General features: G+C 43.5%; 18 protein-coding genes. 13 read left to right on the top strand and 5 right to left on the bottom strand.

Annotated elements, in window-relative coordinates:
• Positions 1-20 precede the first annotated feature (20 nt).
• Positions 21-1,946: a transglycosylase domain-containing protein gene (locus tag V7L01_RS20880; RefSeq protein WP_335038002.1), complete on the top strand. Its 1,926-nt coding sequence runs from the start codon at positions 21-23 to the stop codon at positions 1,944-1,946.
• A 194-nt stretch (positions 1,947-2,140) separates the two neighbouring features.
• On the opposite strand, the gene V7L01_RS20875 is transcribed toward V7L01_RS20880, so the two are convergent.
• Both V7L01_RS20875 and V7L01_RS20870 read right to left on the bottom strand, forming a co-directional pair.
• Positions 2,141-2,464: a DUF1825 family protein gene (locus tag V7L01_RS20875; RefSeq protein ID WP_335038001.1), complete on the bottom strand. Its 324-nt coding sequence runs from the start codon at positions 2,462-2,464 to the stop codon at positions 2,141-2,143.
• Positions 2,465-2,617: 153 nt separating this feature from the next.
• Complete coding sequence (locus V7L01_RS20870) at positions 2,618-3,523, bottom strand: J domain-containing protein (protein WP_335037999.1); 906 nt, start codon at positions 3,521-3,523, stop codon at positions 2,618-2,620.
• Between the two features lie 188 nt (positions 3,524-3,711).
• On the opposite strand from V7L01_RS20870, the gene V7L01_RS20865 reads away from it, so the two are divergent.
• Both V7L01_RS20865 and V7L01_RS20860 read left to right on the top strand, forming a co-directional pair.
• Complete coding sequence (locus tag V7L01_RS20865; protein WP_194042368.1) at positions 3,712-4,086, top strand: NINE protein; 375 nt, start codon at positions 3,712-3,714, stop codon at positions 4,084-4,086.
• 14 nt (positions 4,087-4,100) lie between these two features.
• Complete coding sequence (locus V7L01_RS20860; RefSeq protein WP_335037997.1) at positions 4,101-4,634, top strand: ComEA family DNA-binding protein; 534 nt, start codon at positions 4,101-4,103, stop codon at positions 4,632-4,634.
• 135 nt (positions 4,635-4,769) lie between these two features.
• Here the strand turns inward: V7L01_RS20860 and lepB are convergent, their stop codons facing one another.
• Positions 4,770-5,342 (bottom strand): signal peptidase I, encoded by a 573-nt coding sequence (gene lepB / locus V7L01_RS20855; protein ID WP_335037996.1) that lies wholly within the window; start codon positions 5,340-5,342, stop codon positions 4,770-4,772.
• A gap of 1,585 nt (positions 5,343-6,927) precedes the next feature.
• Here lepB and V7L01_RS20850 point away from each other — a divergent pair.
• On the top strand, positions 6,928-7,836 hold the full coding sequence (locus V7L01_RS20850) for a polysaccharide deacetylase family protein (RefSeq protein ID WP_335037994.1): 909 nt from the start codon (positions 6,928-6,930) through the stop codon (positions 7,834-7,836).
• 268 nt (positions 7,837-8,104) lie between these two features.
• On the opposite strand, the gene gltB is transcribed toward V7L01_RS20850, so the two are convergent.
• Complete coding sequence (gene gltB / locus V7L01_RS20845) at positions 8,105-12,820, bottom strand: glutamate synthase large subunit (protein WP_335037992.1); 4,716 nt, start codon at positions 12,818-12,820, stop codon at positions 8,105-8,107.
• A gap of 1,010 nt (positions 12,821-13,830) precedes the next feature.
• Between gltB and V7L01_RS20840 the strand changes: the two genes are divergently transcribed.
• The 9 genes from V7L01_RS20840 (at position 13,831) to V7L01_RS20800 (ending at position 23,393) form a co-directional block, all read left to right on the top strand.
• Positions 13,831-15,897 (top strand): phosphodiester glycosidase family protein, encoded by a 2,067-nt coding sequence (locus V7L01_RS20840; protein ID WP_442936999.1) that lies wholly within the window; start codon positions 13,831-13,833, stop codon positions 15,895-15,897.
• A gap of 303 nt (positions 15,898-16,200) precedes the next feature.
• Complete coding sequence (locus V7L01_RS20835) at positions 16,201-16,620, top strand: cupin domain-containing protein (RefSeq protein WP_335037989.1); 420 nt, start codon at positions 16,201-16,203, stop codon at positions 16,618-16,620.
• A gap of 253 nt (positions 16,621-16,873) precedes the next feature.
• Positions 16,874-17,203 (top strand): HesB/IscA family protein, encoded by a 330-nt coding sequence (locus tag V7L01_RS20830; protein ID WP_335037987.1) that lies wholly within the window; start codon positions 16,874-16,876, stop codon positions 17,201-17,203.
• A gap of 148 nt (positions 17,204-17,351) precedes the next feature.
• Positions 17,352-17,735: a 30S ribosomal protein S12 gene (gene rpsL, locus V7L01_RS20825; RefSeq protein ID WP_012410236.1), complete on the top strand. Its 384-nt coding sequence runs from the start codon at positions 17,352-17,354 to the stop codon at positions 17,733-17,735.
• 392 nt (positions 17,736-18,127) lie between these two features.
• Positions 18,128-18,598 carry a 30S ribosomal protein S7 gene (rpsG, locus tag V7L01_RS20820; protein WP_069070112.1) on the top strand — a complete coding sequence of 157 codons (471 nt, stop codon included), beginning with the start codon at positions 18,128-18,130 and terminating at the stop codon, positions 18,596-18,598.
• A gap of 138 nt (positions 18,599-18,736) precedes the next feature.
• Positions 18,737-20,815, top strand: a complete 2,079-nt coding sequence (gene fusA, locus V7L01_RS20815) for an elongation factor G (protein WP_335037985.1) — start codon at positions 18,737-18,739, stop codon at positions 20,813-20,815.
• Positions 20,816-20,838: 23 nt separating this feature from the next.
• Positions 20,839-22,068, top strand: coding sequence for an elongation factor Tu (tuf, locus tag V7L01_RS20810; RefSeq protein ID WP_335037984.1), 1,230 nt, complete (start codon positions 20,839-20,841; stop codon positions 22,066-22,068).
• 183 nt (positions 22,069-22,251) lie between these two features.
• Positions 22,252-22,569 (top strand): 30S ribosomal protein S10, encoded by a 318-nt coding sequence (rpsJ, locus tag V7L01_RS20805; RefSeq protein ID WP_008232935.1) that lies wholly within the window; start codon positions 22,252-22,254, stop codon positions 22,567-22,569.
• Positions 22,570-22,745: 176 nt separating this feature from the next.
• The gene (locus tag V7L01_RS20800; RefSeq protein ID WP_335037982.1) at positions 22,746-23,393 is read left to right on the top strand and encodes an LON peptidase substrate-binding domain-containing protein; all 648 of its coding nucleotides are present in this window, start codon (positions 22,746-22,748) and stop codon (positions 23,391-23,393) included.
• A gap of 124 nt (positions 23,394-23,517) precedes the next feature.
• Here V7L01_RS20800 and pheA read toward each other — a convergent pair whose 3' ends face one another.
• Entirely contained in the window at positions 23,518-24,393 is an 876-nt protein-coding gene (gene pheA / locus V7L01_RS20795) for a prephenate dehydratase (protein ID WP_335037980.1), read from the bottom strand.
• Between the last annotated feature and the right edge of the window lie 414 nt (positions 24,394-24,807).

Raw genomic sequence — 24,807 nt, 5'->3', positions numbered from 1 at the left:
AGTGAGGAAGTGAAATAGCCGTGTCGTCGTCTAGGACTTTTGAAGATAAACAGCCACAGCGTCGGGCTTCATCAGGTTTTGAGTTTTTGAAAGGAGTCGGTCAGGTAACTGGCGGTACTCTGCTTTCAATCACCATGCTGGCAAGTTCCATTGTAGCCGGAGGACTGGTTGGTTTAGCCATCAGTTTCCGTAATTTGCCAGATGTGAGACAGCTACGTAACTTCTTTCCCTCAGAAACGACTTACATTTATGACGTTAAAGGCAAACTTTTAACGAGTATTCACGGGGAAGCCAACCGCGAAGTCGTACCTTTAGATAGAATTTCTCCTAACCTTAAACGGGCGGTATTGGCAAGTGAAGATAGCCACTTTTACGATCACCACGGTATTAACCCCGTCGGCGTTGGGCGTGCTGTAGTCGTTAACGCAGCAGCAGGCGGAGTCAAAGAGGGTGGCTCTACTGTCACCATGCAATTGGTAAAAAACTTATTTTTGTCTCGCAAGCGTGCTTTTACCCGCAAGTTAGCAGAGGCTGTGCTAGCAATTCGGTTAGAGCAAATTCTCACTAAAGACCAAATTTTAGAAATGTACCTCAATCAAGTTTATTGGGGTCATAACAATTATGGTGTACAAACAGCTGCCCGCAGTTACTTTAATAAGTCAGCAGAATATTTAAGCTTGGGTGAGTCAGCAATGATGGCGGGTTTGATCCAAGCACCAGAAGAATTCAGCCCGTTTGTGAGCATGAAGCTGGCAAAACAGAAACAAAAAGAAGTGCTGGGACGGATGCTGGAGTTGAACTGGATCAACCAGTCAGAGTACGACAATGCCCTCAAGCAAGAAATCAAACTTGGTAAAATAAAATCCTTTCAAGGTAGTGCCCTACCTTATGTAACCAATACCGTAGCGCAGGAGTTGGCTAAGAAGTTTGGGCGTGAAACACTGCTCAAAGGTGGGATGCGAGTGCAAACTACAGTTGATGCCAACTTCCAAATAATGGCAGAGGAAACTGTCAGTAAGTGGCATAAAAGGCTCTTAGACCAAGGATTATCTAAGAATCAAATGGCCCTGGTGGCAATCGATCCGCGCACACATTTTATCAAAGCACTGGTGGGCGGCATAGATCCTAAAACCAGTGAATTCAATCGCGCAACTCAATCTCAGCGGCAGCCTGGTTCTTCTTTTAAACCGTTTGTATACTATACTGCTTTTGCTACTGGTAAATATGGGCCAGACTCAACGGTGGTAGATGCTCCAGTTAGCTATCGAGATGGTAACGGTTGGTACTTTCCTAGAAATTATGATGGCAGTTTTAGCGGAGCGATGCCAATCCGCAGAGCTTTAGCCCAATCGCGCAACATTCCCGTGATCAAGATTGGTAAGGCTGTGGGCATGAATAGAGTTATAGAAACTTGCCGTACCTTGGGGATTATGAGTCCAATGGAACCTGTGAGTTCCTTGCCACTTGGTGCAATTGGGGTCACCCCTCTAGAAATGGCTAGTGCCTATGCTACCTTTGCTAATTATGGCTGGCAATCTCCACCAACTGTAATTGCCCGCGTCACCGATAGTAGTGGTAACGTGTTGCTGGATAACACCCCCAAACCGCAGCTAGTTCTCGATCCTTGGGCATCAGCAGCAATTATCGATGTGATGCGATCGGTAATCTCTGAAGGTACAGGTAAAAGTGCTGCTATCGGTCGCCCAGCCGCAGGGAAAACGGGAACAACATCATCAGAAAAAGATATTTGGTTTGTTGGTACTGTACCACAGTTAACAACTGCTGTCTGGGTAGGGAGAGACGACAACAGACAATTAGCTGACCATGCCACAGGTGGTGTTATGGTCGCTCCCATTTGGAAAGATTTTATGGAAAAGGCACTTAAGAATGTACCAGTAGAAAGCTTCAAGTCACCTTCGCAGTTTTCTCGTCCCAAGTCACAATAATTTGGTTGGGATTTTGAGTCGCATCTTTAGTGTGGTTCCAGGGCAATTTAGATTTTGGTGAAGCAGCGCGGTCTTCTCCCAAAGGGAGAGGCTAGCGCCAAGGGGGTTTCCCCCATGAGCGACTGCTGAAGCCGTTCGCACAGCGTCTCCCCTTGGGAGAATGGATTGGCAATTAATCCAAAATCTAAAATTGACTAGGCTTGCTTCTCTAGCTCGGCTTTCATCCGTTCTAAAGTGAGGTGCATTTGATCGAACATTTGTTGTGGGGTGATACCGAACTGACCTAATTGCGTTTTCAATTGTTCTACTGTCATTTGTGCCATGAAATCTTCTGATAGCTCGAAGCGCTTCATAAAGATGCGATACCGATCCATCATGGCTTCCATTTGCTCAATAAATAGCTTTTTGCCCTCGCGGTCAAATTTGCCGTAGCCGTTGCCAAGGTTAATCAGCGCTTGATAATCTTCAAAGAGCTGTTTTGCTTCTTGCTGAACTATTTCTGAATCGAAGAATCCCATATTGCTTATATTAAACTGAGCGCCCAGACTCAGTAGCTTAATAGTTTTACTTCTATTTATTATTTTAGTCTAGGGGAGTAATCTAGTCACGAAGCTTCGGTTTTAGTACGGTTTGTTACCGAAATTTCAACACTTGACTTGAGAACGTTTCCCCTAGCTAAACCGACTTAATAAAGCCGCAATACTTACAGCTTTAGCCATTGATTTAGGATTAATGTTTTCGCCCAGTTGAATTTTCAGTCCAGGAGCGTATTTTAAAGCTAGCGGATCTTCGGGGTTCAGTTTTAATGCTTGGCGAATGTAAACCCTAGCCATCCCGATAAATTTCTGTTGGAGATGTACCAAACCTAATAAAGCATAATATTCGCTGTTATTTGGCTCTAACTTGATGGCATCACGCAGTTCTTGGACAGCTAGGGGCCATTTCGCTAGCCTGACGTACTCAATAGCTCGCTGGTAGTGACGTTGAGCGTAGTTTGTCAAAACTGGTTTGACATTAGCTTTTTCATCTAATGTCAATTCAACTGGCTTGACTTCTACCTCAGGGATGATATCAACAGCTTTTTGTGGTAAAAACAGGTCAGGTTTATGCAACTGTAAGTAAACTAAATTCAGTATATTAATTTGTCGTGTAACTTGATAAAACTGATGGAGTGATTTGTATTGAGCTTCTGCATAGGAAGCGATCGCTTCTTCGTAAAACAATTCTGCTTGGGGTGTAGACATTTCTCTAAGTTCTTGAGCTATGGCACTTTGAACAGATAAGGTTTGCTGCTGTAAGACTTTTGCATCCGATCGCAGCATAGCGATCGCAATCAAGCGCTTGTGTCGATGTTTTAGTTGTTGATAAGCTGGATTGATTAAATGGCTAAATATTGCCGTTGCTAATTCTTGGTCTGAATTGCAGTTTTTGGCATCGCGATCGGGATGTAGCAGCTTCGCTAAAGTGTGATAGCGTTTAAAAATCTGGCGATCGTCAGCAATCACAGAGATTCCTAGCACAGCGTAAGGATCGCAAAGCTGTTTAAACCATTCTGGCGGTAGGAAGGTCTGTGACATCGTAGTAATCCGATCCGTTAAAAACTTAAAATTAACATCAAAGCTCAATGCACAGTCATGTGAAACTTACTCAAATTTCTTCAAATACTAAATTGTGTGAGACTTCCCATCTAAAAGTCTGAAGGGCAAAACAGGGTAGTTGACTGTCTTATTGTAGAAATTATGGTATTCGTATATTTATTAGAAATATGTTGACTAAGCGCAAAAGCCGAAGTGTTGCCGCTGTTTTAGCTTTTTCTGGCACGCTGACAATTTCAGGATTACATAAATTCTACCTGGGACAGCCTCTGTGGGGTGTTTTGTATGTGTTGCTTTCCTGGACGCCGATCCCCAAGGTAGCTAGTGCCATTGAGGGAGTTTGGTATTTAGCCCAAGACGAAGAAGCTTTCGATCGTAATTTTAATCTAGGCAAGTCAGCAGCAAGGAACTCACAAAAAGCGATTAATCAGGTAGGAGCGATCGCTGATGCAATGCGTGAATTAGATGCTTTGCGCCAAGATGGACTGATCTCAGAGTATGAATTTGAGCAAAAGCGCCGCCAATTGCTAGACCAGATTTCTTGAGGTAAGCGACAATCATGAATAACTGGCTACCTTTAAATTCCAGGCTGCAAAAACTCCGCGCCAAGCTCCTCAACGATCCCTACTATCGCCTACAATCTGGGGAAGAAATTCAGCTAGCGGCAAAATTAGGTATTCGCATTGATGCTAACCAAGCCACTGTAGATGATTGGTTACGCCTACCAGGTTTGTCAATTCACCAAGCGCGATCGCTTGTAGAACTTTCGCATTCGGGTGTTAAATTTTACTGTATTGAAGATATCGCTGCGGCTTTGGGTATGCCTGCGCCGCGGCTAGAGCCATTAACACCTCTGCTGAATTTTATTTACTACGATCGCGAATCTCTAGAAAATCCTCCGCATTTAGTTAACCCGAATACAGCAACCGTTGAGAAATTAGCACAAATTCCATTTATCGATTTGTCTCTAGCGCAAGCAGTGGTGCAAAATCGGCAATCAGTTGGCCCTTACCGGAATCTGGCTGATTTTCAGCGCCGATTGGAGCTACCTGGCGATGCGATCGCCCAACTGATGTATTATTTAAGGTTTTAAATTGAAAGTTAGAAGTTTTAAAATAACTCCTAACTCTGCCAATTTTAGATTTTGAGTCGCACCTTTGGTGCGCTTACAGCGCAACTTGGATTGGAAGAAAAATCTAAAATCCAAAATTGAATGACTCCTAACTATTTAAATAAACCCAATGCGGTCGAGAGGCCAAAAGCGAAACGTTGCCCGACCGATGATATTTTTTCTGGGTAAAAAGCCCCAATAGCGAGAGTCATTACTATCGTTGCGGTTATCGCCCATGACAAAAAATTCGTCTTCTGGAACTTTCACTGGTCGAAATGGCTGATTTGGGGGTTCAGCGATGTAGTCTTCTGCCAAGGGTTGACCGTTGAGGTAGACTTTGCCAGAAGCAACACTAATTACCTCACCAGACTTGCCAATAACCCGCTTGATGAAGGCTTGGTCTTTGGGATATCCTCGACGTTGTAGTTCTGCGGGTGGCTGAAAAACAATAATATCCCCAGTTATGGGAGGGTGAAAATGGTAAGAGATTTTTTCAACTACCAAGCGATCGCCAGTATGTAAGGTGGGCAACATAGAATCAGAAGGTATATAGCGGGGTTCGGCGATAAAAGTCCGAATCAAGAATGCCAAAGACAATGCGATCGCAATTAAAATCAGATTTTCTTGCCAACTACGCCATACTTTTAACGACGCACGCTCTTCTTTTGCATCACTTTCGTGAGGAATCATAAAAGTTTCTAGCCAGTTTCAGAAGTGGGACGAATACCTTGATTATTTTGACTCAAAAGGTATACTGATAGGCAAGCTGGTTTCTGTACGAATCCATACATATATTAAATAATACAGTTATTGCATCTACCAAAGATAAGCAAAAGTACTGTAAATAAACTATGGCCCGTCTAAGGCAATATAAGCTGATAATTAGGATTCCTAGATAGATAATTAAAAATCTTAATTCTAATTGCTGTAATTATAAGGCAAGTTATTAGATGATTTTCAGTTTTGCTTACTCCTGCTAAAAAAGCTAGCGGCCGACGGGTACAGCAATACAGCCAGTCGGTTTTTTCTTTGAGCATAAAATTGGTCGTTGAGTGGCAAAACAGTTTAACGAATATAAGACAATATCTGCTTCATTTTCCCGTAAAAGGCAGAGAGCACTCTTGCTGGAGGCTGAGTTAAAAGAAAATATATTTTGACATGTATTATTAAGTGACATTACATAAATTTAACCCAATTCAAATGTAGTTTAAAATACAAAAAGCTAGCTTGTCTAGTGCTACTAGTAAAAAATATTACATTTAAATCTATAATTGAATGGTTCCATAGATGGACACCATACTATTACAATTTTAACAACTACATATATGCAGCTAAATACCGTAATTTCACGGTGACGGTATATATTAAACTGTACTATTAATTAAGATATAAATCTCTTTAATTATCCAGAAAAACATTAACCGACAGAAAGCTACTAGCAATTTAGGCTAAGGTATCAGCACCAAAAATAGAACTTAACTGCCGATAAAATATTTTTGGTGAATGAGTCAAAAATATCTAGATTAACGAATAATTGCCCCTTGGCAATGAGAAACTATATTGAATCAATTTTCGTCTGTCTATTTCATAGAAAGTACAATGCAACATTTGGTCAGTTAAAAATTTAACTTTTTCTTAAAAAGGAAGCAATGGGAGCAGGTAGTAGAATATATCTGATCAAGAATATAACTAACAGTTTATTATACTCTTTTTTTAAAAATACTCCGCCTCTTGTAAGTAGTTTTGGATGTTAATAAAATAATTCACTAAGCTGTAAATTATAGAACTTTCCTGTCAGAAAGCCTTGCTATAAAAACTTCAGCCTGTGAAAAGTGGAAATTGTCGACGCAACAGCTTGGCTCATCTTATTTGCAAAGCTGTAAAACTTGAAAGCATAATGCTGCCTTCACGGTGAAGTGAAAGACAGTAACTAATTCAGAACTCCTATTAAGAGGATTTTGGGGTGTGGTTAATTATCTGATTGTGCTCCTTCTTAGAGCTAGCGGGAAGAATGTGGAAGTGCAGACCTTGCCTTTTATATCTGGGTTGACATTAAACAGTACCAAGTATTGTATAAACGTCGATCCAAATTTAGAGGATCTAGATTTCAGTTAAAGCCCTATAGTCTGTGTTCTCGATTGTGAATTTCCGTTAGTCTCAATTCCAATTTTCAAGATTACCAGAAAGTAGCTGGTATCTAAGATATCTAAAAAAATGTGCTATAACGTACCGTCATAACCGTGGTTGATGGTTCGATCTTTGAAGGAGCTATGAGGTGGAAAACAATAAGTCGTTTCTGTGGCCAGAAGGAATATTAATTGCACTGCTTGCCTTATGTGGTGTTTTTAGCCTTGCTTTCATGATGCTTCTAAGACCAAATGCTTCGGAGGCTCAGAGTAGACAAACTATAAATGTCAAGGATGTAGCTGCAAACGTAGGAACTCAGCAGCGCATTGACAAATTAAAGGCGGCGATGCTTACAAGTTGGCAGCAAGAAGCACAAACAAAGGGTTTAGCCTACGCTCTACCTTCGCGTTTTCAAGGGACAATACTTAAAGAAGCAAAGCTCACTCAAGGTGAGAAAGTGATTGCTCTCACTTTTGATGATGGCCCTTGGCCTGAAACCACAGAGCAAGTGCTAGATATTCTGAAAAAAAATAATATCAAAGGAACGTTTTTTGTCGTCGGGCAGAACCTAAAAAATTATCCAGAGTTAGGAAAGAAGATTGTCACTCAAGGTCACGTCATTGCCAACCATACTTGGCATCATTGGTATCACTTCTTTAATCAACAAGCAGCTGCTTTTGAAATAGATCGCACAGCAGACCTCATTTATCAAGTTACAGGTGCTAAAACAAATCTCTTCCGACCGCCTGGTGGCAACCTGCACAATGGATTAGCTGCTTATGCGAAAGGTCAAAAATATGCTGTGGTGATGTGGTCTGCTGACTCCACAGACTACAAGTTGCCAACTGTACCAAAATTAATCGATAACGTGATTAAAGATTCAAAACCCGGTGGAATTGTACTAATGCATGATGGTGGCGGTAACCGTTCCAGAACTGTGCAAGCTTTACCAGAAATTATTAGCAACTTAAAAAAGCAAGGCTATCGCTTTGTTACTGTTCCAGAACTTTTAGAAATTGAAGATGCAGACAAAAAATTGCTTGCTAACAAAAAGTAATAATTATTAATTATGGGTAATTGGTCAATAGTAATTGGCTAATAACTAAAATTATATTTTTTGGTTAAGATGCATTATTTGTGAATCAGTTAGTGAATATTCCCCCTTTTTTAGGGGGAATATTTTTTTCTCTCTACGCTCTCTTTAAGGGGTAAATTCAGCCGACTGCTTTGGGCATCCAAAGGGGTTTTCGCAGAGTAGCGGTTTGTGCAGCGTCTGCAATGGCAGAAAGAGTTAACGCAGAGGGGATGAGAACGCTTACAGTTACTTAATGACTGGTTACTAAACTAAACTCAGTTGTTTCTTTTTGCGGATCGGCTTCGGGACTATCAGCTTCAGAAGACGGAACCAACTGCCAGAATTTTGGTAAGAATTCTTGCCAGTGTTGCAGAATTTTCTTCGCCTTTGGTGAATCAGTTCGTTCCGCATGAGTTCTGATTAACTCTTGCAGCTGTTTTGCGCCTGCTTCTGTAATCACCCGCTGGATTTTGAAAACTTCCGGGTTGACTAACTCCCGAAATGAGTCGTCTTCATCCAAAAAGTATGCCAATCCACCAGTCATTCCAGCAGCTACGTTACGTCCTACTTTGCCGAGAACAACAATCACACCACCAGTCATGTATTCGCAGCAGTGATCCCCAGCCCCTTCAATTACTGCGATGCCTTTGGAGTTTCTGACAGCAAAGCGTTCTCCTGCTAGCCCATTGGCAAATAACATGCCACCAGTTGCACCATAGAGACAAGTATTGCCAACTATCACGTTTTGTGATGCGTTATAGGTAGCATCAGTTGGAGGTTTGATGATGATTTCACCACCATGCATCCCTTTACCTACGTAGTCGTTTGCCTCTCCTTCCAGGGATAAAGTTATACCAGGGAGGTTGAATGCACCAAAGCTTTGCCCAACACTGCCTGTGAAGTTGAGATTGATTTGTCCTTCAAAGCCGCTGTCACCGTATTGAGAAGCGATCGCTCCTGCTAATCTGGTGCCTACTGTTCTGTCAGTATTGACAATAGGGTAAGTCTTTGTGACAGTAGACTGGTTGCGAATGGCAGCTTGAATGTCGGGATCGGCAAGCATCTTGTCATCCAAAACCACGCCGTTGCTATGGACTTCTTCATGCAGCAACCAGCTACGATTGTCTTTGGTATCTGGTAACTGAAGTAAACAGTCCAGATTCAGCGATTGGGTTTTGGTGAGTTTTGCTTCTTGGCGCAGTTTCAATAAATCTGCACGTCCAATAATTTCTGATAAAGAACGGTAACCTAGTCGTGCTAACAAACTACGCACTTCTTCGGCGATGAAGTAGAAGAAGTTGACAACCTGTTCCGGCATTCCTGTAAACCGCTTGCGGAGTTCTTCTTTCTGAGTAGCAACACCCACAGGGCAAGTGTTCATGTGGCAAACTCGCGCCATGATACAGCCTTCAGCAATCATAGCGATGGAGCCGAAACCGAATTCTTCACCGCCCATCAATGCACCTATTACCACATCCCAGCCACTCTTGAGACCTCCATCTACGCGTAAAATCACGCGATCGCGCAGGCTATTTTCCATCAAGACGCGATGCACTTCACTTAAACCCAATTCCCACGGGGAACCAGCATGTTTAATCGAACTTAGTGGCGATGCACCTGTACCACCATCATGGCCAGAAACCTGGATGATATCAGCATTTGCCTTAGCTACACCAGCAGCGATCGTGCCAATACCAACTTCTGCAACTAGCTTCACCGATACCTTTGCTTTGGGATTAATTTGGTGCAGGTCGAAAATCAGTTGCGCTAAGTCTTCAATGGAATAAATATCGTGGTGCGGTGGCGGTGAAATCAGCGTCACACCTGCCTTCGAGCGCCTTAACATCGCAATGTATTGGCTCACCTTGGGCCCTGGCAGTTGTCCACCTTCCCCAGGTTTGGCACCTTGGGCAATTTTGATTTCAATTTGTTTGGCGTTGACTAAGTACTCTGGTGTGACACCAAAGCGTCCCGATGCAACTTGTTTGATGGCACTATAGGCTTTATCGCCATTCCGCAATCCTTTTAAATGAGGTAGGGTTGGCGAGTGACCAGACTCGTCTACATCATCTAGAACTGTATAGCGGACTGGGTCTTCGCCGCCTTCTCCAGAGTTCGATTTACCGCCAATGCGATTCATGGCGATCGCTAAAGTCTCATGGGCTTCTCTTGACAAAGCGCCTAAAGACATGCCGCCGGTGCAGAAGCGTTTGACAATCTCAGCTACCGACTCTACTTCTTCTATAGAAATTGGCGGGCGATCGCCTTGGAAGTCCAACAAGTCCCGCAAAGCTGTTACTGGCCTACCTTGGAGATGCTTTTTGTAAACTTCGTAGTGGTCGTAGTTTTTGCCATCTAAAGCCTTATGCAGTGCCTTGACCATTTCTGGGCTATTCATGTGGTACTCGCCACCCGGTCGGTATTGCACAAAGCCCAGGTTTTGTAACTTATTGGCTGTCAGTTCTGGGAAAGCCTTGCTATGGAAGGAAAGCACTTCATCAGCAAGTTCGCTAATACTCAAACCACCGATGCGGGAAGTCGTACCACGGAATCCCAATTCGATTAAATCTCCACCGATGCCAATAGCTTCAAAAATTTGGGCTGCTTGATAGCTGGAGAGCAGAGAAATTCCCATCTTGGAGAGAATTTTTAGCAAACCTGACTCTACTGCTTTGCGATAGTTTCCTAAAGCTTGTTCTAGGGTGAGGGTGGGAATTTTTTGCACGCCCATTAACTTTTGAGTTTTGGGATCGGCCCACCAATCGCGCACCGTATCCAAAGCCATATACGGGCAAACTGCACCAGCACCGTAGCCAATGAGACAAGCAAAATGATGGGTACTCCAGCATTGAGCAGTATTAATAATCAGGGATGTTTTCATTCGCAACCCTTCGCGAATCAGGTGATGATGTACAGCACCCACTGCTAACAAAGGAGGAATGTAGGTGTATTCCGTGCCGATCCCCTCATTATTAAGAGAGCTTGAGGGGATCTGGTCGCTTAAGATTAAAATCTTCGCACCTGCCCGGACTGACTCAGCTGCTTGTGCTTGTAAAGACTGGACTGCGGCTTTCAATCCTTCACGGCCGCTGGCGATCGCAAATAGGGTTGACAACTCAGCCGTGGCAAATCCTGACAGCTTAATCGCCTCTAACTCACCATCCGTTAACACTGGCGATTCGAGCTTCAGCCTTCGAGCATATTCTGGCTTGGGTTCTAATAAGTTACCCCGTTCGCCCAGTTCGACTTTCAAAGACATCACTAGCTTTTCTCGCAGGGGATCGATCGCTGGGTTCGTCACCTGAGCAAAACGCTGTTTGAAATAGTCATAAAGCAGGTGGGGTTTTTGTGACAGCACCGCTAAAGGAATATCATCCCCCATGCAGAAAGTCGGTTCCGAACCTGCGATCGCCATTGGATGAATCACCATTTCTACATCTTCTGTGGTGTAGCCAAAGGCAGTTTGACGCTGAAGCAATGTTTGCTTGTCAATTTTGTCAGTTGTACTATGCCCGTTACCATTCTCAGCAGCCAGATGTCCATTTCCACTCACATCTGCCGACTGACTACTGACAATTTGTTTGAGTTCTTCACGGTACTGTTGCAGCCATTCGCCATAAGGGTGCTGCTTGGCGATGCGCTGCTTAATCTCCCAATTCTTCAGGACTTCATGGTTTACTAAATCCACGGCGATCATTTGCCCTGGGCCGAGTCTACCTTTCTCGACAATATCGGCTTCTGGAAAGTCCACTACACCAGTTTCGGAAGCTACAACAATGTAGTCATCTTTGGTAATCAGGTAGCGAGCTGGTCTTAAGCCATTACGATCTAATGTTGCACCAACTTTTTTGCCATCGCTGAATACTAAAAGTGCTGGCCCGTCCCACGCTTCTTGTAGGCCACTGTAATATTCGTAGAAATCAACAATTTCTGGATAATCATTTAAAGAAGGCTGATTTTTGTAAGCCTCTGGAACCATAATCATTAAAGCTTCCAAGGGGCTGCGTCCAGAACACACCAGCAATTCTAGTACGTTATCTAGGGTAGCTGAGTCGCTGTTATCAATATGAACTAATGGCTTGAGTTCCTTGATGCGATCGCTCCATACGGGATGATTCAGGCTAGCTTCTCGTGCCATCATCCAATTAATGTTACCCAACAAGGTATTAATTTCGCCGTTGTGACCCAAAAGCCGCATTGGTTGGGCGAGAGGCCACTTGGGCATCGTGTTGGTACTAAAGCGGCGGTGATAGACAGCAAAGGCGCTTTTGTAAGCTGGATTTTTTAAATCGTGATAAAAGCTGCCCAATACGGCGGAACGCACCATGCCTTTATAGACAATTGTGCGACTTGACAAGGAGCAGATATAAAATTCTTCTGAGATGTTGGTTGCAACTTTACTAATACGGCGGCGGGTAATATACAACTGCCGTTCTAATTCATCGCCGCTTTTGTCAACAGAAGCTAGCAAAACTTGTTCAATCTGGGGTTGATTTTCTCTTGCTTGTACCCCCAGTAAATCAGGTTGCACTGGCACTACTCGCCAACCCAGTACAATCAATTTTTCTTCGAGCGCTACTTGCTCAACTGTCGTCCTCGCTTTTTGTGCTGCTTGTTGGTCTTGTGGTAAAAAGATCATCCCAACAGCTATATTATTGATGGATGGAAATTCCTTCCCCCTTTGGGCAAAGTCTTGTTGGAACAACTCCCAAGGGATAGCTGTCAATACTCCTGCACCATCACCAGAGTCTCGATCGGCGCTACATCCTCCCCGATGTTCTAAGCAGGTTAAGGCAGCTAAGGCTTTTTCGACGATTTCGTGGCTGGTATGATTCTGGCGATGAGCAATAAAACCGACACCACAGGCATCTCGTTCCTCTACTAACCACTTTTGCCCCTGATAGGTATCTCTTGAGTTTATATCCGCTGTGATTTTCTGGTCTTGATTCATCGGTTTATTATTCATACCCTGTTCCTGAAGTATTGAGTTACGAATTTTGCCACTACATTGTGGGAAAAAATTTCTAAATTCAGCGATGGAGAGATATATAAGCACCGAAATTTAGGGAAAAAAAATTTTAACTTCGGTTTTACTGTGTTAGTTCACCCGTGTTAAAATGTTTGCGTATTTCTTATGTATTTATGCGGTGTTAGACAAGTTACCTCCGCCAAGACATCATTTTTGCCCTGACAGTTTCTTTTTTATATTGTGAAGCTAAATATTTTTTCAATTCCCTTTTTCCAGATGCACGCTAGCTACTCATAGAGCCTATTTCGGCTCACCTGAAACAAAACTAAAACTGAACGCTGGACTATTTTTTAAAGCCAAAGTCAAAATAATTCGTAATCGATCGTGACTATCAAGGACTCGCTCTAAGCGTTGGCCTAGCGTCTCCTCTTCTCCCAAAGGGAGAGGCTAGTGCCAAGGGAGAAGAGAAGGCTTTAAGCTACGCTACCTTAATTCGTAGCTGCAATCAGTGGGGGGTTGTACCCTCCATTGTCTTGCTAATCACTAAATCTTTAATTTAGTGTGGGCCGCTGTACCCTTTTAATTACGAATTACTAGTTATTTAGTTATCCCGATCCAGCAATAAAATCAGCGTATTACAATATATACCCATTTGACAATTCCCAAATATCTTTGTTGTCTAGAGTTTTGCCGCTTACCAGTTGGCACATGTATTACTATTAACTAGAACTTACTGAATTAGCAACGTTCAGTCAGGATTAAATATCTTAATATAGTTTTGATAATCAAAACTACCGTGTATAGTGTGGTTGGAATTAGTGCCAGTTAAAACACTTGAGCGTAGTGGCTTGAGCGTCTAAATAAATCGATTTGGCGTTTAAAAGAGATAGTTAGCCAATATATAGAATAACATGTTTTTTCAAAAATAAACTCATGTTTTTTTTATATTTCCAAATAATTAGTTAGTTTATACCTTGGCTGATAGTTTTCAAAAAACCTAGTAAATTATGGTAAAAATGCCGAATTCTTGCCAATCAGGGAATGGCGATGGCTCTGCCAACGCCAAGGGCGAACGCAGATTTTTCCGGGCTACTATGTCACCAATACTTTTAATAACACTATGCTTAACTACTACCTGTGTTACCAACGCCCAGGAGCCTCAAAAAAACGCCCAATCAATACCCAGCCTCATCTCCCAGTCACCTGCACCTGCTTTAACAGGCGTAGTATCCTCTGGTAATCAAATTTCCCTCAATGGTCGTACTTTACCAGGAACTTGGTTCCAGCGGTCTGGAAAATCTGGTCAGGTGACAACCAATATCAGTGATGGGGCATTCAGGCAATTAATTGGAGTAAATTTCTTAAACAGTAGTAACTCAGCAAGCCAACCAATACAGTGGTTTTCATCGGTGACAAAGCCACTGGTTTTAACCACCAGACTACTAGGAGCATATCGCTATCTGGATATTAGCAATTTTGCTCAAACATCTGGATGGGAAATCCGAACCAATGGCAATATTTTGGCGATCGCTACCCCAAAAGCACAAGTCACAAATATTGTTCAGAGCCAGCAACGTCCAGAGGCGAGTGCCCCTTTGCAACAAACTCGGATTCTTGTCGATTTAGATCGTCCAACTCCCTGGCAAGTTGCCCAAGGGTCAACTATTAAAAAAATTCAAACTCCATCCCTCGATCCAGACACACCAACCCCAAAATCCACTGTACCGCCAAATCGAGAGTGGACAATTACCCTGGATGGAATAGCCGATCCCCTTTTGATAGAACGCTATACCCCCCAGCCACCAGCAGTACCAGCAGCACCACCAACATTGCTGCCAAACTTGCTTAAACAATTATTACCAGTTACACCAACACAACCAATACCACCAACCCCAGTCCCTGAACCACTGATTCAACAAGTGGAGGTGGTGAAAAACCAAACCATTATCAGTCTGAGCGTTCCCTTTGGTCTATCGCCTCAAGTTAGTACTGTAGCTAACCCCAATCGCCTGATTATCGAGATTCGACCCGATCCCCTAGAAGAGCGGGATATTACTTGGGCCCCAGGGTTGCGCTGGCGACAGCATTATGTCAACTTAGGCACAGAACGCTTCCCGGTAGTTTGGTTAGAAGTTAATCCCCGTAAATTTGGGCTAACATTGAAACCCATGTGGGCTAGTCCTGATGGGCTTGCGGGTACTGCTCCTTTAATTCAAACAGCACAACGTTACTTAGCAGTAGCTGGAATTAACGGTGGTTATTTTAACCGCAATAACAAATTGCCCTTGGGTGCGATTCGTCGGGATGGTCAGTGGTTATCAGGCCCCATTCTCAACCGAGGTGCGATCGCTTGGAATGATTCTGGCCAATTTTACTTCGGTCGTCTCACCTTAGAAGAAACTTTAATCACGGCAAATGGCCAGCGCCTACCAATTCTGTTTCTCAACAGCGGCTACGTCCAGAGCGGTATTGCTCGTTACACCTCAGCTTGGGGATCGACTTATACACCCCTGACGGATAACGAAATTATTCTAGTGGTACAGAAAGATCAAATTACTAATCAGTTACCAGGCGGCATTGGTGGGACGGCGGTTCCCATTCCCCAGGATGGCTACCTATTAACCTTACGTGCTAACGCTGCTAGTGCTGCCTCACAACTACCTATTGGAAGCGCAGTAAGTATTTCCAGCGCCACTGCTCCGGCTGATTTTAGTCGTTATTCCCACATTATCGGAGCTGGACCGCTATTAATCCAAAATCGTCAAATTGTCCTCGATGCCAAAGGCGAAAAATTCAGTAACGCCTTTATTGCCGAAAAGGCTATTCGTAGCGGTATTTGCACAACGGCAACAGGCACATTGATGATTACTGCTGTGCATAATCGTGCAGGCGGTTATGGCCCTAATTTGGCAGAACATGCCCAATTGATGCAACAGATGGGCTGTGTAGATGCCTTAAATTTGGACGGTGGTAGTTCTACCAGCCTTTATTTAGGAGGACAGCTACTCGACCGTTCGCCCAGTACCGCTGCTCGTGTTCATAATGGAATTGGTATTTTCCTGAAACCACGATAATAAGCGAGTAGGAAGTAGGGAATGGGCAATGGGGAATGGAAAAGTCTTTTAATCACCAATACCCAATGCCCCATCCTTTTTTTTCTTTTTTTAAAGTTTAGAAGAAGCTGTCATTTTGCTTGATGAAGACTTAGTGTAGATACAAGAATTTTAGTGGTGATGATTTACACCTTCACGTTTGATTTTGCTATCTTGATCGAGGTGCGACAAAATTGCTAATTTCCAATGTTGCAAGATAGCGCCAGATTTTTTCTTAATAGTTAAGAGTACCAACGGTTTGTTATGTCTTCAAATGAGGTAACTATGACTCGATATCAAGAAACTACACAGACTGAAACTCTACACCTACCTTCAACTATCACTTCCAGAGGCGTTGCTGCAACTGAGTTACGTCCTTGGGGTGCTTTTACAGTTTTAGAAGAAGGGCGCGGATACAAAATCAAGCGCATTGAAGTTAAGCCCGGACACCGCCTCAGTCTACAAATGCACCACCACCGCAGCGAACATTGGATTGTCGTATCTGGTACAGCTAGGGTAACTTGTGGCGAGAAAGAAGTACTACTGAGCAATAATGAGTCAACCTATGTACCCCAATGTACATCTCATCGTTTAGAGAATCCTGGTGTAATCCCCTTGGTGTTGATTGAAGTTCAAAATGGCGAATACTTGGGAGAAGATGATATTATTCGCTACCAAGATGACTATGCCCGTACCAAGGATTAAAACCAGAAGAAGGGTATTAAAGCTCTAATTCCAAAGCTGAATCCATTTTTGTGCAAACCGTCTTTGCGAACGAACCACTACACCCCAGAAGTCCCTACCTAGTTAAGTTGGGGACTGAAGCATGTTAGTGTTATAAATGTAGTAATAGCGATCGCGCTCATGCCTTTGGTGATTTGGAATTTTGCAGAAGTGAGGGTAAACCCATCTGTCTGTAAAATGAAGATGGGGTATTCAATTGCAAAAAACAAGTTCCATGATTCATCTGAGTCAAGCAGCCGCGAGTGAGATTGGGCGAATAAAGTCCAAGCGGCAACCAAATGTCTTGTTTCGATTAGCAGTAAAACCAGGTGGTTGTTCCGGGTTCTTTTATGATATGTCCTTCGATGAAGCAATAAAAGTTGGCGACCAGGTTTTCGACTTGGATGAGATTCAAGTAGTCATAGATGCCGCAAGCTTAAATTACCTCAACGGTTTGAGGGTGGATTATTCAGAAGACTTAATGGGTGGTGGTTTTCGCTTCCACAACCCCCAGGCGATCGCAACCTGTGGCTGTGGCAATTCATTCTCCACAACTAGTCAATAGTCCAAAATTTAGCGATCGTTTGCCAATAACAAAGGAAAAATGACCAAGTAATTAAGGAAAAATTACAATTGACATAAAACCGTAAAAAACGATATAATCAGGATTTGTTAAAACTTAGACATATAAGCAGCTTTACGCGCTGTAACTCATGCCAACAATACAGCAGCTAATACGTAATGAGCGCGAACAAGCGCGTCAGAAAACCAAGTCCCCTGCTCTGAAACAATGTCCTCAACGTCGGGGAGTTTGTACCAGAGTATACACAACCACACCAAAAAAGCCTAACTCAGCTCTACGCAAAGTAGCAAGAGTAAGACTTACCTCTGGATTTGAAGTCACCGCTTACATTCCAGGCATTGGTCACAACTTACAAGAACACTCAGTTGTGATGATTCGTGGTGGTCGGGTTAAGGATCTACCAGGCGTGAGATACCACATTATCCGTGGCACCCTAGATACAGCGGGAGTCAAAGACCGCAAGCAAGGCCGTTCCAAGTATGGAACTAAGCGTCCTAAAGAAGCGAAAAAATAAGATTAGGCGATTAATCGCATCCAACACGATTAATCGTCTTTCTTAGAAGCGCCCAAGGACAAAAAAACGATCGCCGCCTGTGTTCTAACAGGATTTATCAAGGCTGCTAAAGTCTGTTTCCAGGAATTCAGCAAGCTATACCTACACTAAGCGAGCAAGTGTAGAAGTTCTGAGGAAAATGCTGTAACCGACAGCAGAATTCTAATCTGGACATTAAAGTTTACAATCTTGTCGCCTTAAGTATTTTAGTTGCAGGTCGCCAGTCAATAGGTCAGCCTCGCTGCAACTCTCGAAAAAAATTGAGGAAGTCTGAGGGTTGGGTTCTACCGCTTTTAGTTTCCGGTGTCTGATAGCATATAATTTCGTTGCCAATTCCGAATTAAAGGTGAAGTATGTCTCGTCGTGGTGTTATTCAAAGGCGCCCAGTTCCGTCTGACTCCGTATATAACAGTCGCCTTGTGAGCATGATTATCAGGCGGATCATGCGTCACGGCAAGAAATCACTTGCCGCACGGATTGTTTATGATGCATTGAAAACTATTGAAGAACGCACTGGTGCTGGTGCTTTAGAAACCTTTGAAAGAGCAGTGCGAAATGCCACGCCTTTAGTAGAAGTAAAGGCTCGGCGAGTTGGTGGAGCAACCTACCAAGTACCAATGGAAGTGCGTACAGAACGCGGCACTACCCTAGCACTGCGTTGGTTAGTGCAATATTCTCGGTCTAGACCAGGCCGGACAATGGCAAGCAAACTGGCAAATGAATTAATGGATGCTGCTAACGAAACTGGCAATGCGATTCGGAAACGCGAAGAAACGCACCGGATGGCGGAAGCTAACAAAGCATTCGCACACTATCGTTACTAAGTAAAAAAGCGGTATATCGCCCTCCAGAAGCGGTATATCGTAGATTTACAAAAAGAAGACGGTTTTCCGTAAAAGTATAGAATCTTAACAAAGAGTAATATACAAGATATCATGAGGCAAAAACTATAGGAGGTAGCTGTGGCACGCACGATCCCGCTAGAGAAAGTACGCAACATTGGTATTGCGGCGCATATAGATGCGGGCAAAACAACAACAACAGAGAGAATATTATTTTACTCTGGGATAATTCATAAAATTGGCGAAGTTCATGAAGGAACTGCCGTCACAGACTGGATGGAGCAGGAGCGGGAGCGGGGAATTACCATTACTGCCGCTGCTATCAGTACCAGTTGGAAAGATCATCAAATAAACATTATCGATACTCCGGGTCACGTAGACTTCACAATTGAAGTTGAGCGTTCCATGCGCGTGTTGGATGGTGTAATCGCAGTATTTTGTTCTGTGGGCGGCGTGCAACCGCAGTCCGAGACAGTGTGGCGGCAAGCAGAGCGCTACAAAGTTCCTCGGATAGCCTTTATCAACAAGATGGATCGCACCGGAGCGAACTTTTATAAAGTTCACGAGCAAATCCGCGATCGCCTGCGGGCGAATGCGATCGCCATTCAACTGCCAATTGGTAGTGAAAACGATTTCCGAGGTATCGTTGACCTAGTAAGGCAGCGTGCGTATATTTACGCAAACGACCAAGGTACCGATATCCAAGAAACCGATATTCCAGAAGAATTGCAAGCGCAGGTAGACGAATTCCGCACCAAGCTAATAGAAGCCGCAGCAGAAACCGATGATGTTCTGATGAATAAGTACTTCGAGGGCGAAGAACTTACAGAACAGGAAGTTCGGACTGCCCTGCGTAAAGGCACAATTGCAGGGACGATTGTACCAGTACTTTGCGGTTCGGCATTCAAAAACAAAGGCGTGCAGTTGATGCTGGATGCCGTTGTAGATTACCTGCCAGCGCCAAGTGAAGTACCGCCAATTCAAGGCTTACTGCCCAATGGCGATACTGTTGAGCGGCGGGCTGATGACAACGAACCCCTAGCAGCTCTGGCATTCAAGATTATGGCTGACCCTTACGGTCGCCTCACATTTGTTCGCGTTTATTCTGGTGTCCTGAAAAAAGGCAGCTACGTTCTCAACGCTAGTAAGAATAAAAAAGAACGGATTTCCCGCTTAGTTCTAATGAAGGCAGACGATCGACAAGATGTCGATGAACTGCGAGCGGGTGATTTGGGAGCAGCTCTGGGATTGAAAGACACCTTGACAGGTGACACTCTCTGTGATGATGGATCGCCAGTAATACTGGAATCCCTATTCATTCCTGAGCCTGTAATCTCGGTGGCGGTTGAACCCAAAACCAAGAACGACATGGACAAGCTGTCCAAGGCTCTGCAATCTCTCTCAGAAGAAGACCCCACCTTCCGTGTCCGCGTCGATCCGGAAACAAACCAAACCGTGATCGCGGGGATGGGAGAGCTACACCTAGAAATTCTAGTAGACCGGATGTTACGAGAATTCAAGGTGGAAGCGAATGTAGGTGCGCCGCAAGTAGCTTACCGAGAAACAATTCGGAAAGCTGTGAGCAAAATCGAGGGCAAATTCATCCGCCAAAGTGGTGGTAAAGGTCAATACGGTCACGTTGTGATCAATTTGGAGCCTGGAGACCCCGGTACCGGCTTTGAATTCGTCTCCAAAATTGCTGGTGGTTCAGTACCTAAAGAGTACGTTGGCCCCGCAGAACAAGGAATGAAAGAAAGCTGCGAATCTGGTGTTCTAGCTGGATATCCGTTGATTGACGTTAAAGCGACGCTAATTGATGGGTCATACCACGATGTAGACTCTTCGGAAATGGCTTTCAAAATCGCTGGCTCAATGGCGATGAAAGAGGCTGTGCTGAAAGCTTCACCCGTCCTCTTAGAGCCTATGATGAAAGTTGAGGTTGAAGTTCCTGAAGACTATATCGGGAACGTCATTGGCGACCTCATCTCCCGCCGAGGGCAGATTGAAAGCCAAAGCACTGAACAGGGACTCGCTAAGGTCGCATCCAAAGTTCCACTGGCGACCATGTTTGGCTACGCCACTGATATCCGGTCGAAGACCCAAGGTCGGGGTATCTTCACGATGGAGTTCAGCCACTACGAAGAGGTGCCTCGCAGCGTAGCTGAAACTATCATTGCAAAAAGCAAAGGGAACGCTTAGTTAAAATAAGGAAATGAGCATTCATGGCACGCGCAAAGTTTGAAAGAAATAAACCCCACCTCAATATCGGTACTATTGGCCACGTTGACCACGGCAAAACTACGTTAACGGCAGCCATCACTATGACCTTGGCAGCACTTGGTCAAGCTACAGCTAAAGGCTACGACCAAATCGATAATGCGCCAGAAGAAAAAGCACGAGGTATTACTATCAATACCGCTCACGTTGAGTATGAAACCGAAAGTCGGCACTATGCTCACGTAGACTGTCCAGGCCACGCTGACTATGTGAAAAACATGATCACTGGCGCTGCTCAGATGGATGGAGGTATCCTCGTAGTAGCTGCTACTGATGGCCCTATGCCCCAAACCCGCGAACACATTCTGTTAGCAAAACAGGTGGGCGTTCCCAGTCTGGTTGTATTCTTGAACAAAGAAGACTTGATGGATGACCCAGAACTCTTGGAACTAGTAGAACTAGAACTAAGAGAACTGTTAAGTAGTTATGACTTTCCTGGCGATGATATCCCCATTATCAAAGGCTCTGGTCTACAAGCTCTCGAAGCAATGACCAAGAATCCTAAGACCAAAAAAGGTGAAAATCCTTGGGTAGATAAAATCTACGAATTGATGGATGCTGTGGATTCCTTTATCCCCACTCCTGAGCGGGATGTAGATAAGCCCTTCTTGATGGCAGTAGAAGACGTGTTCACCATCACAGGTCGTGGTACTGTGGCTACTGGACGGATTGAACGCGGGAAAGTTAAGGTTGGCGATACTGTCGAGCTAATTGGCCTGAAAGACACTCGTACTACCGCCGTCACCGGGATTGAGATGTTCAAGAAGAGCCTCGAAGAAGGTCTGGCTGGAGATAACGCGGGTGTACTACTGCGTGGTCTTAAAAAGGAAGATATTGAGCGCGGTATGGTGATAGCCAAACCAGGTTCAATTACACCTCACACTCAATTTGAAGGGGAAGTGTACGTCCTAACAGAAAAAGAAGGTGGCCGTAAGACTCCATTTTTCGCTGGCTACCGTCCCCAGTTCTATGTACGGACAACCGATGTAACTGGTACTATCAAAGGCTACACCTCAGATGAAGGTAAAGAAGTAGAAATGGTAATGCCAGGCGATCGCATTAAAGTGACAGTAGAATTGATCAACGCGATCGCTATTGAACAAGGAATGCGCTTCGCTATCCGCGAAGGTGGTCGCACCATCGGTGCTGGTGTTGTCTCCAAAATTTTGAAGTAGCACCTTTTTGCTCATAATGAAGGAGCAGAGATGGTATTTATTGTGCCTCTCTGCTCCTTTCTCTTCCCTCTATAAATAAGGTAATAGGTTACAGGGGACAGGTAATAGTTTTCTGTAACCTATAACTTGTAACCTTTAACCTGTAAATACTCCCCTAATTACGCAGAACCTGGAAAATTAAAGATGGCAACTCTACAGCAGCAGAAAATTAGAATTCGCTTACAGGCTTTTGACCGACGCTTATTAGATACATCTTGCGAGAAGATTGTAGACACAGCTAACCGCACCAACGCTACAGCCATAGGCCCAATTCCTTTACCAACAAAACGCCGGATCTATTGTGTGCTGCGATCGCCTCACGTAGATAAAGATTCACGGGAACACTTTGAAACCCGCACTCATCGCCGGATTATTGACATTTATCAGCCTTCTTCTAAGACTATTGATGCCCTGATGAAATTGGATCTACCATCGGGTGTAGATATCGAAGTCAAACTTTAATTAGTCATTAATCATTTGTCATTTGCTAATGACATTAGTATTAATTTTGACATAGCCCTGAAGAAATATATCTCAGGGCTTTTATTTAGCTAGGAAACAAATGATAGAATGTAGATAAAGTACGGGAAAAGCAGAGAAAAAGAAATTTTAAAGATTAAGTTTATACCAAAGTAACAATGACATCATCTTCTAAAATTGCAGTTCGCGAACTACCTCTGTTCCCGTTACCCGAAGTAGTTCTGTTTCCTACCAGACCATTACCCCTGCACATCTTTGAATTTCGCTACCGAATCATGATGAACACGATTTTGGAGAGCGATCGCAGGTTTGGTGTTTTGATGTTCGATCCAGTTAAAGGTACAATTGCAAACACTGGTTGCTGTGCCGAAATCATTCATCACCAGCGTCTGCCAGACGATCGAATCAAGATGTTGACTTTAGGGCAGCAAAGATTTCGTGTATTAGAGTATGTTCGTGAAAAGCCATACCGCGTTGGCTTAGTAGAGTGGATTGAAGACCAACCACCAACTAAAGATTTGCGACCTTTATCAACTGAAGTAGAACAACTACTGCGAGATGTAGTGCGTCTATCAGCCAAATTAACCGAACAAAATATCGAACTGCCAGAAGATTTGCCCGATTTACCAACAGAGCTATCTTATTGGGTGGCCAGTAACCTTTATGGTGTCGCAGCAGAGCAACAATTATTGCTAGAAATGCAAGATACTGCCACTCGTCTAGAGCGGGAAGCAGAAATTTTAACCTCTACTCGTAATCACTTGGCAGCTCGCGCTGTTCTTAAAGACACATTTAATGAAAAGTGAGGAGTAGAGACGCGATTAATCGCGTCTGTACAGCAGTTAGGAGTTAAAAAGAAATAACAAAAAATAAAAGATTGACAACTTATAATTTATAGTCCCTAACTGATAACTGATAACTCCTAACTTCTCAAGCAAGAGCGCCAATCGGCAAAACATTGTAAGCGCCAAGAATTTTTAAAATCTCTGTGTGGCTAATTAATTCTGCTAAAGCAGATTGCATTTGTGCTTCCTTGGCATCCGCTTCTAAATCCATGAAGAACAAGTATTCGCCTAGCGATCGCTTCGTCGGACGAGATTCAATCCGACTAAGGTTAATCCCTAACTGAGCAAATATTTGCAAAGGTTTGACCAATGCTCCGGGTGTGTTAGCAGGCATACTAAAAGCCAGCGATGTGTGACTGGCACGCGTTGTTGATACCTGGTATCCAGCGTCTGCCTCACTCTGACTTACTACCCAAAAACGAGTAAAGTTTTCTGGATAATCGTTAATACCACTAGCTAGTATTGGTAATTTGTAGAGTTGAGCTGCTCTACTAGAAGCGATCGCTGCTGTTGTCGTCTCTTGTTCCAATCGCTGTAGTGCTTCGGTTGTGGAATTGCTGGGAATAATCTGTACAGCCGGTAGAAACCGCTCTAACCATCCCTGGCATTGTGCCAAAGCTTGCGGGTGAGAGTAAACAGTTTTAATCCTATCTAAGCTAGACGCGCAAGAAATTAACATATGGGCAATGGGTAATACCAAAGCCAACTGAATTCGCAAACTGTCCAACTGCCATAGTGTATCCATTGTTGTAGTCACACTCCCTTCAATAGAATTTTCCACTGGCACAACAGCCAAGTGGGCTTGACCATCAGCAACGGCGTGCAGCGATTGGGAGATGGTAGGATAGGGGCATAATATAGCTTCAATTCCCGTACTTTTGCTCAACCAGTTGACATAAAAAACAGCAGCTTGTTCTGCGTAAGTGCCGGGAGGTCCTAAATGTGCGATCGATAAAGTCATGTTTTAGCCTTGAGTTGCAAGTTTAATGCGTAAACAGAGATTATAATATTTTGAGTTTGGCAAATATATCCAATATCTACTCTTACAAAACACTGTTATCTCTTAAATTTACAAACTAAACAAATAGACCGAAATATGTATTCAGGAAAACAAGTTATGGTAATGACTCTTCTACCAAATAGATTTCCTGATAGTTTTGTTGCTAAATTCTTTTGAACATTTAACTAATTACATTACATGCTATTAATTTTTTGTCAAGAATTAAATTTTAATCTATATTTATTAAACTAAAGATAGTAACAAGCGTACCAACTTTTTGCTACTAATGTATAGCTGATAAGCAACAATCATTTTTCTGGTCAATAAATTTTATACTTTTTTAATAATCAGTTTTAATTTGTTAAAAAATATTAA

Origin of the sequence: Nostoc sp., from assembly GCF_036917095.1 — a bacterium.
Classification (GTDB): domain Bacteria; phylum Cyanobacteriota; class Cyanobacteriia; order Cyanobacteriales; family Nostocaceae; genus Nostoc.
Note: the sequence above shows the minus strand (reverse complement) of the source record. Positions and strands in the feature narration are given on the sequence as shown.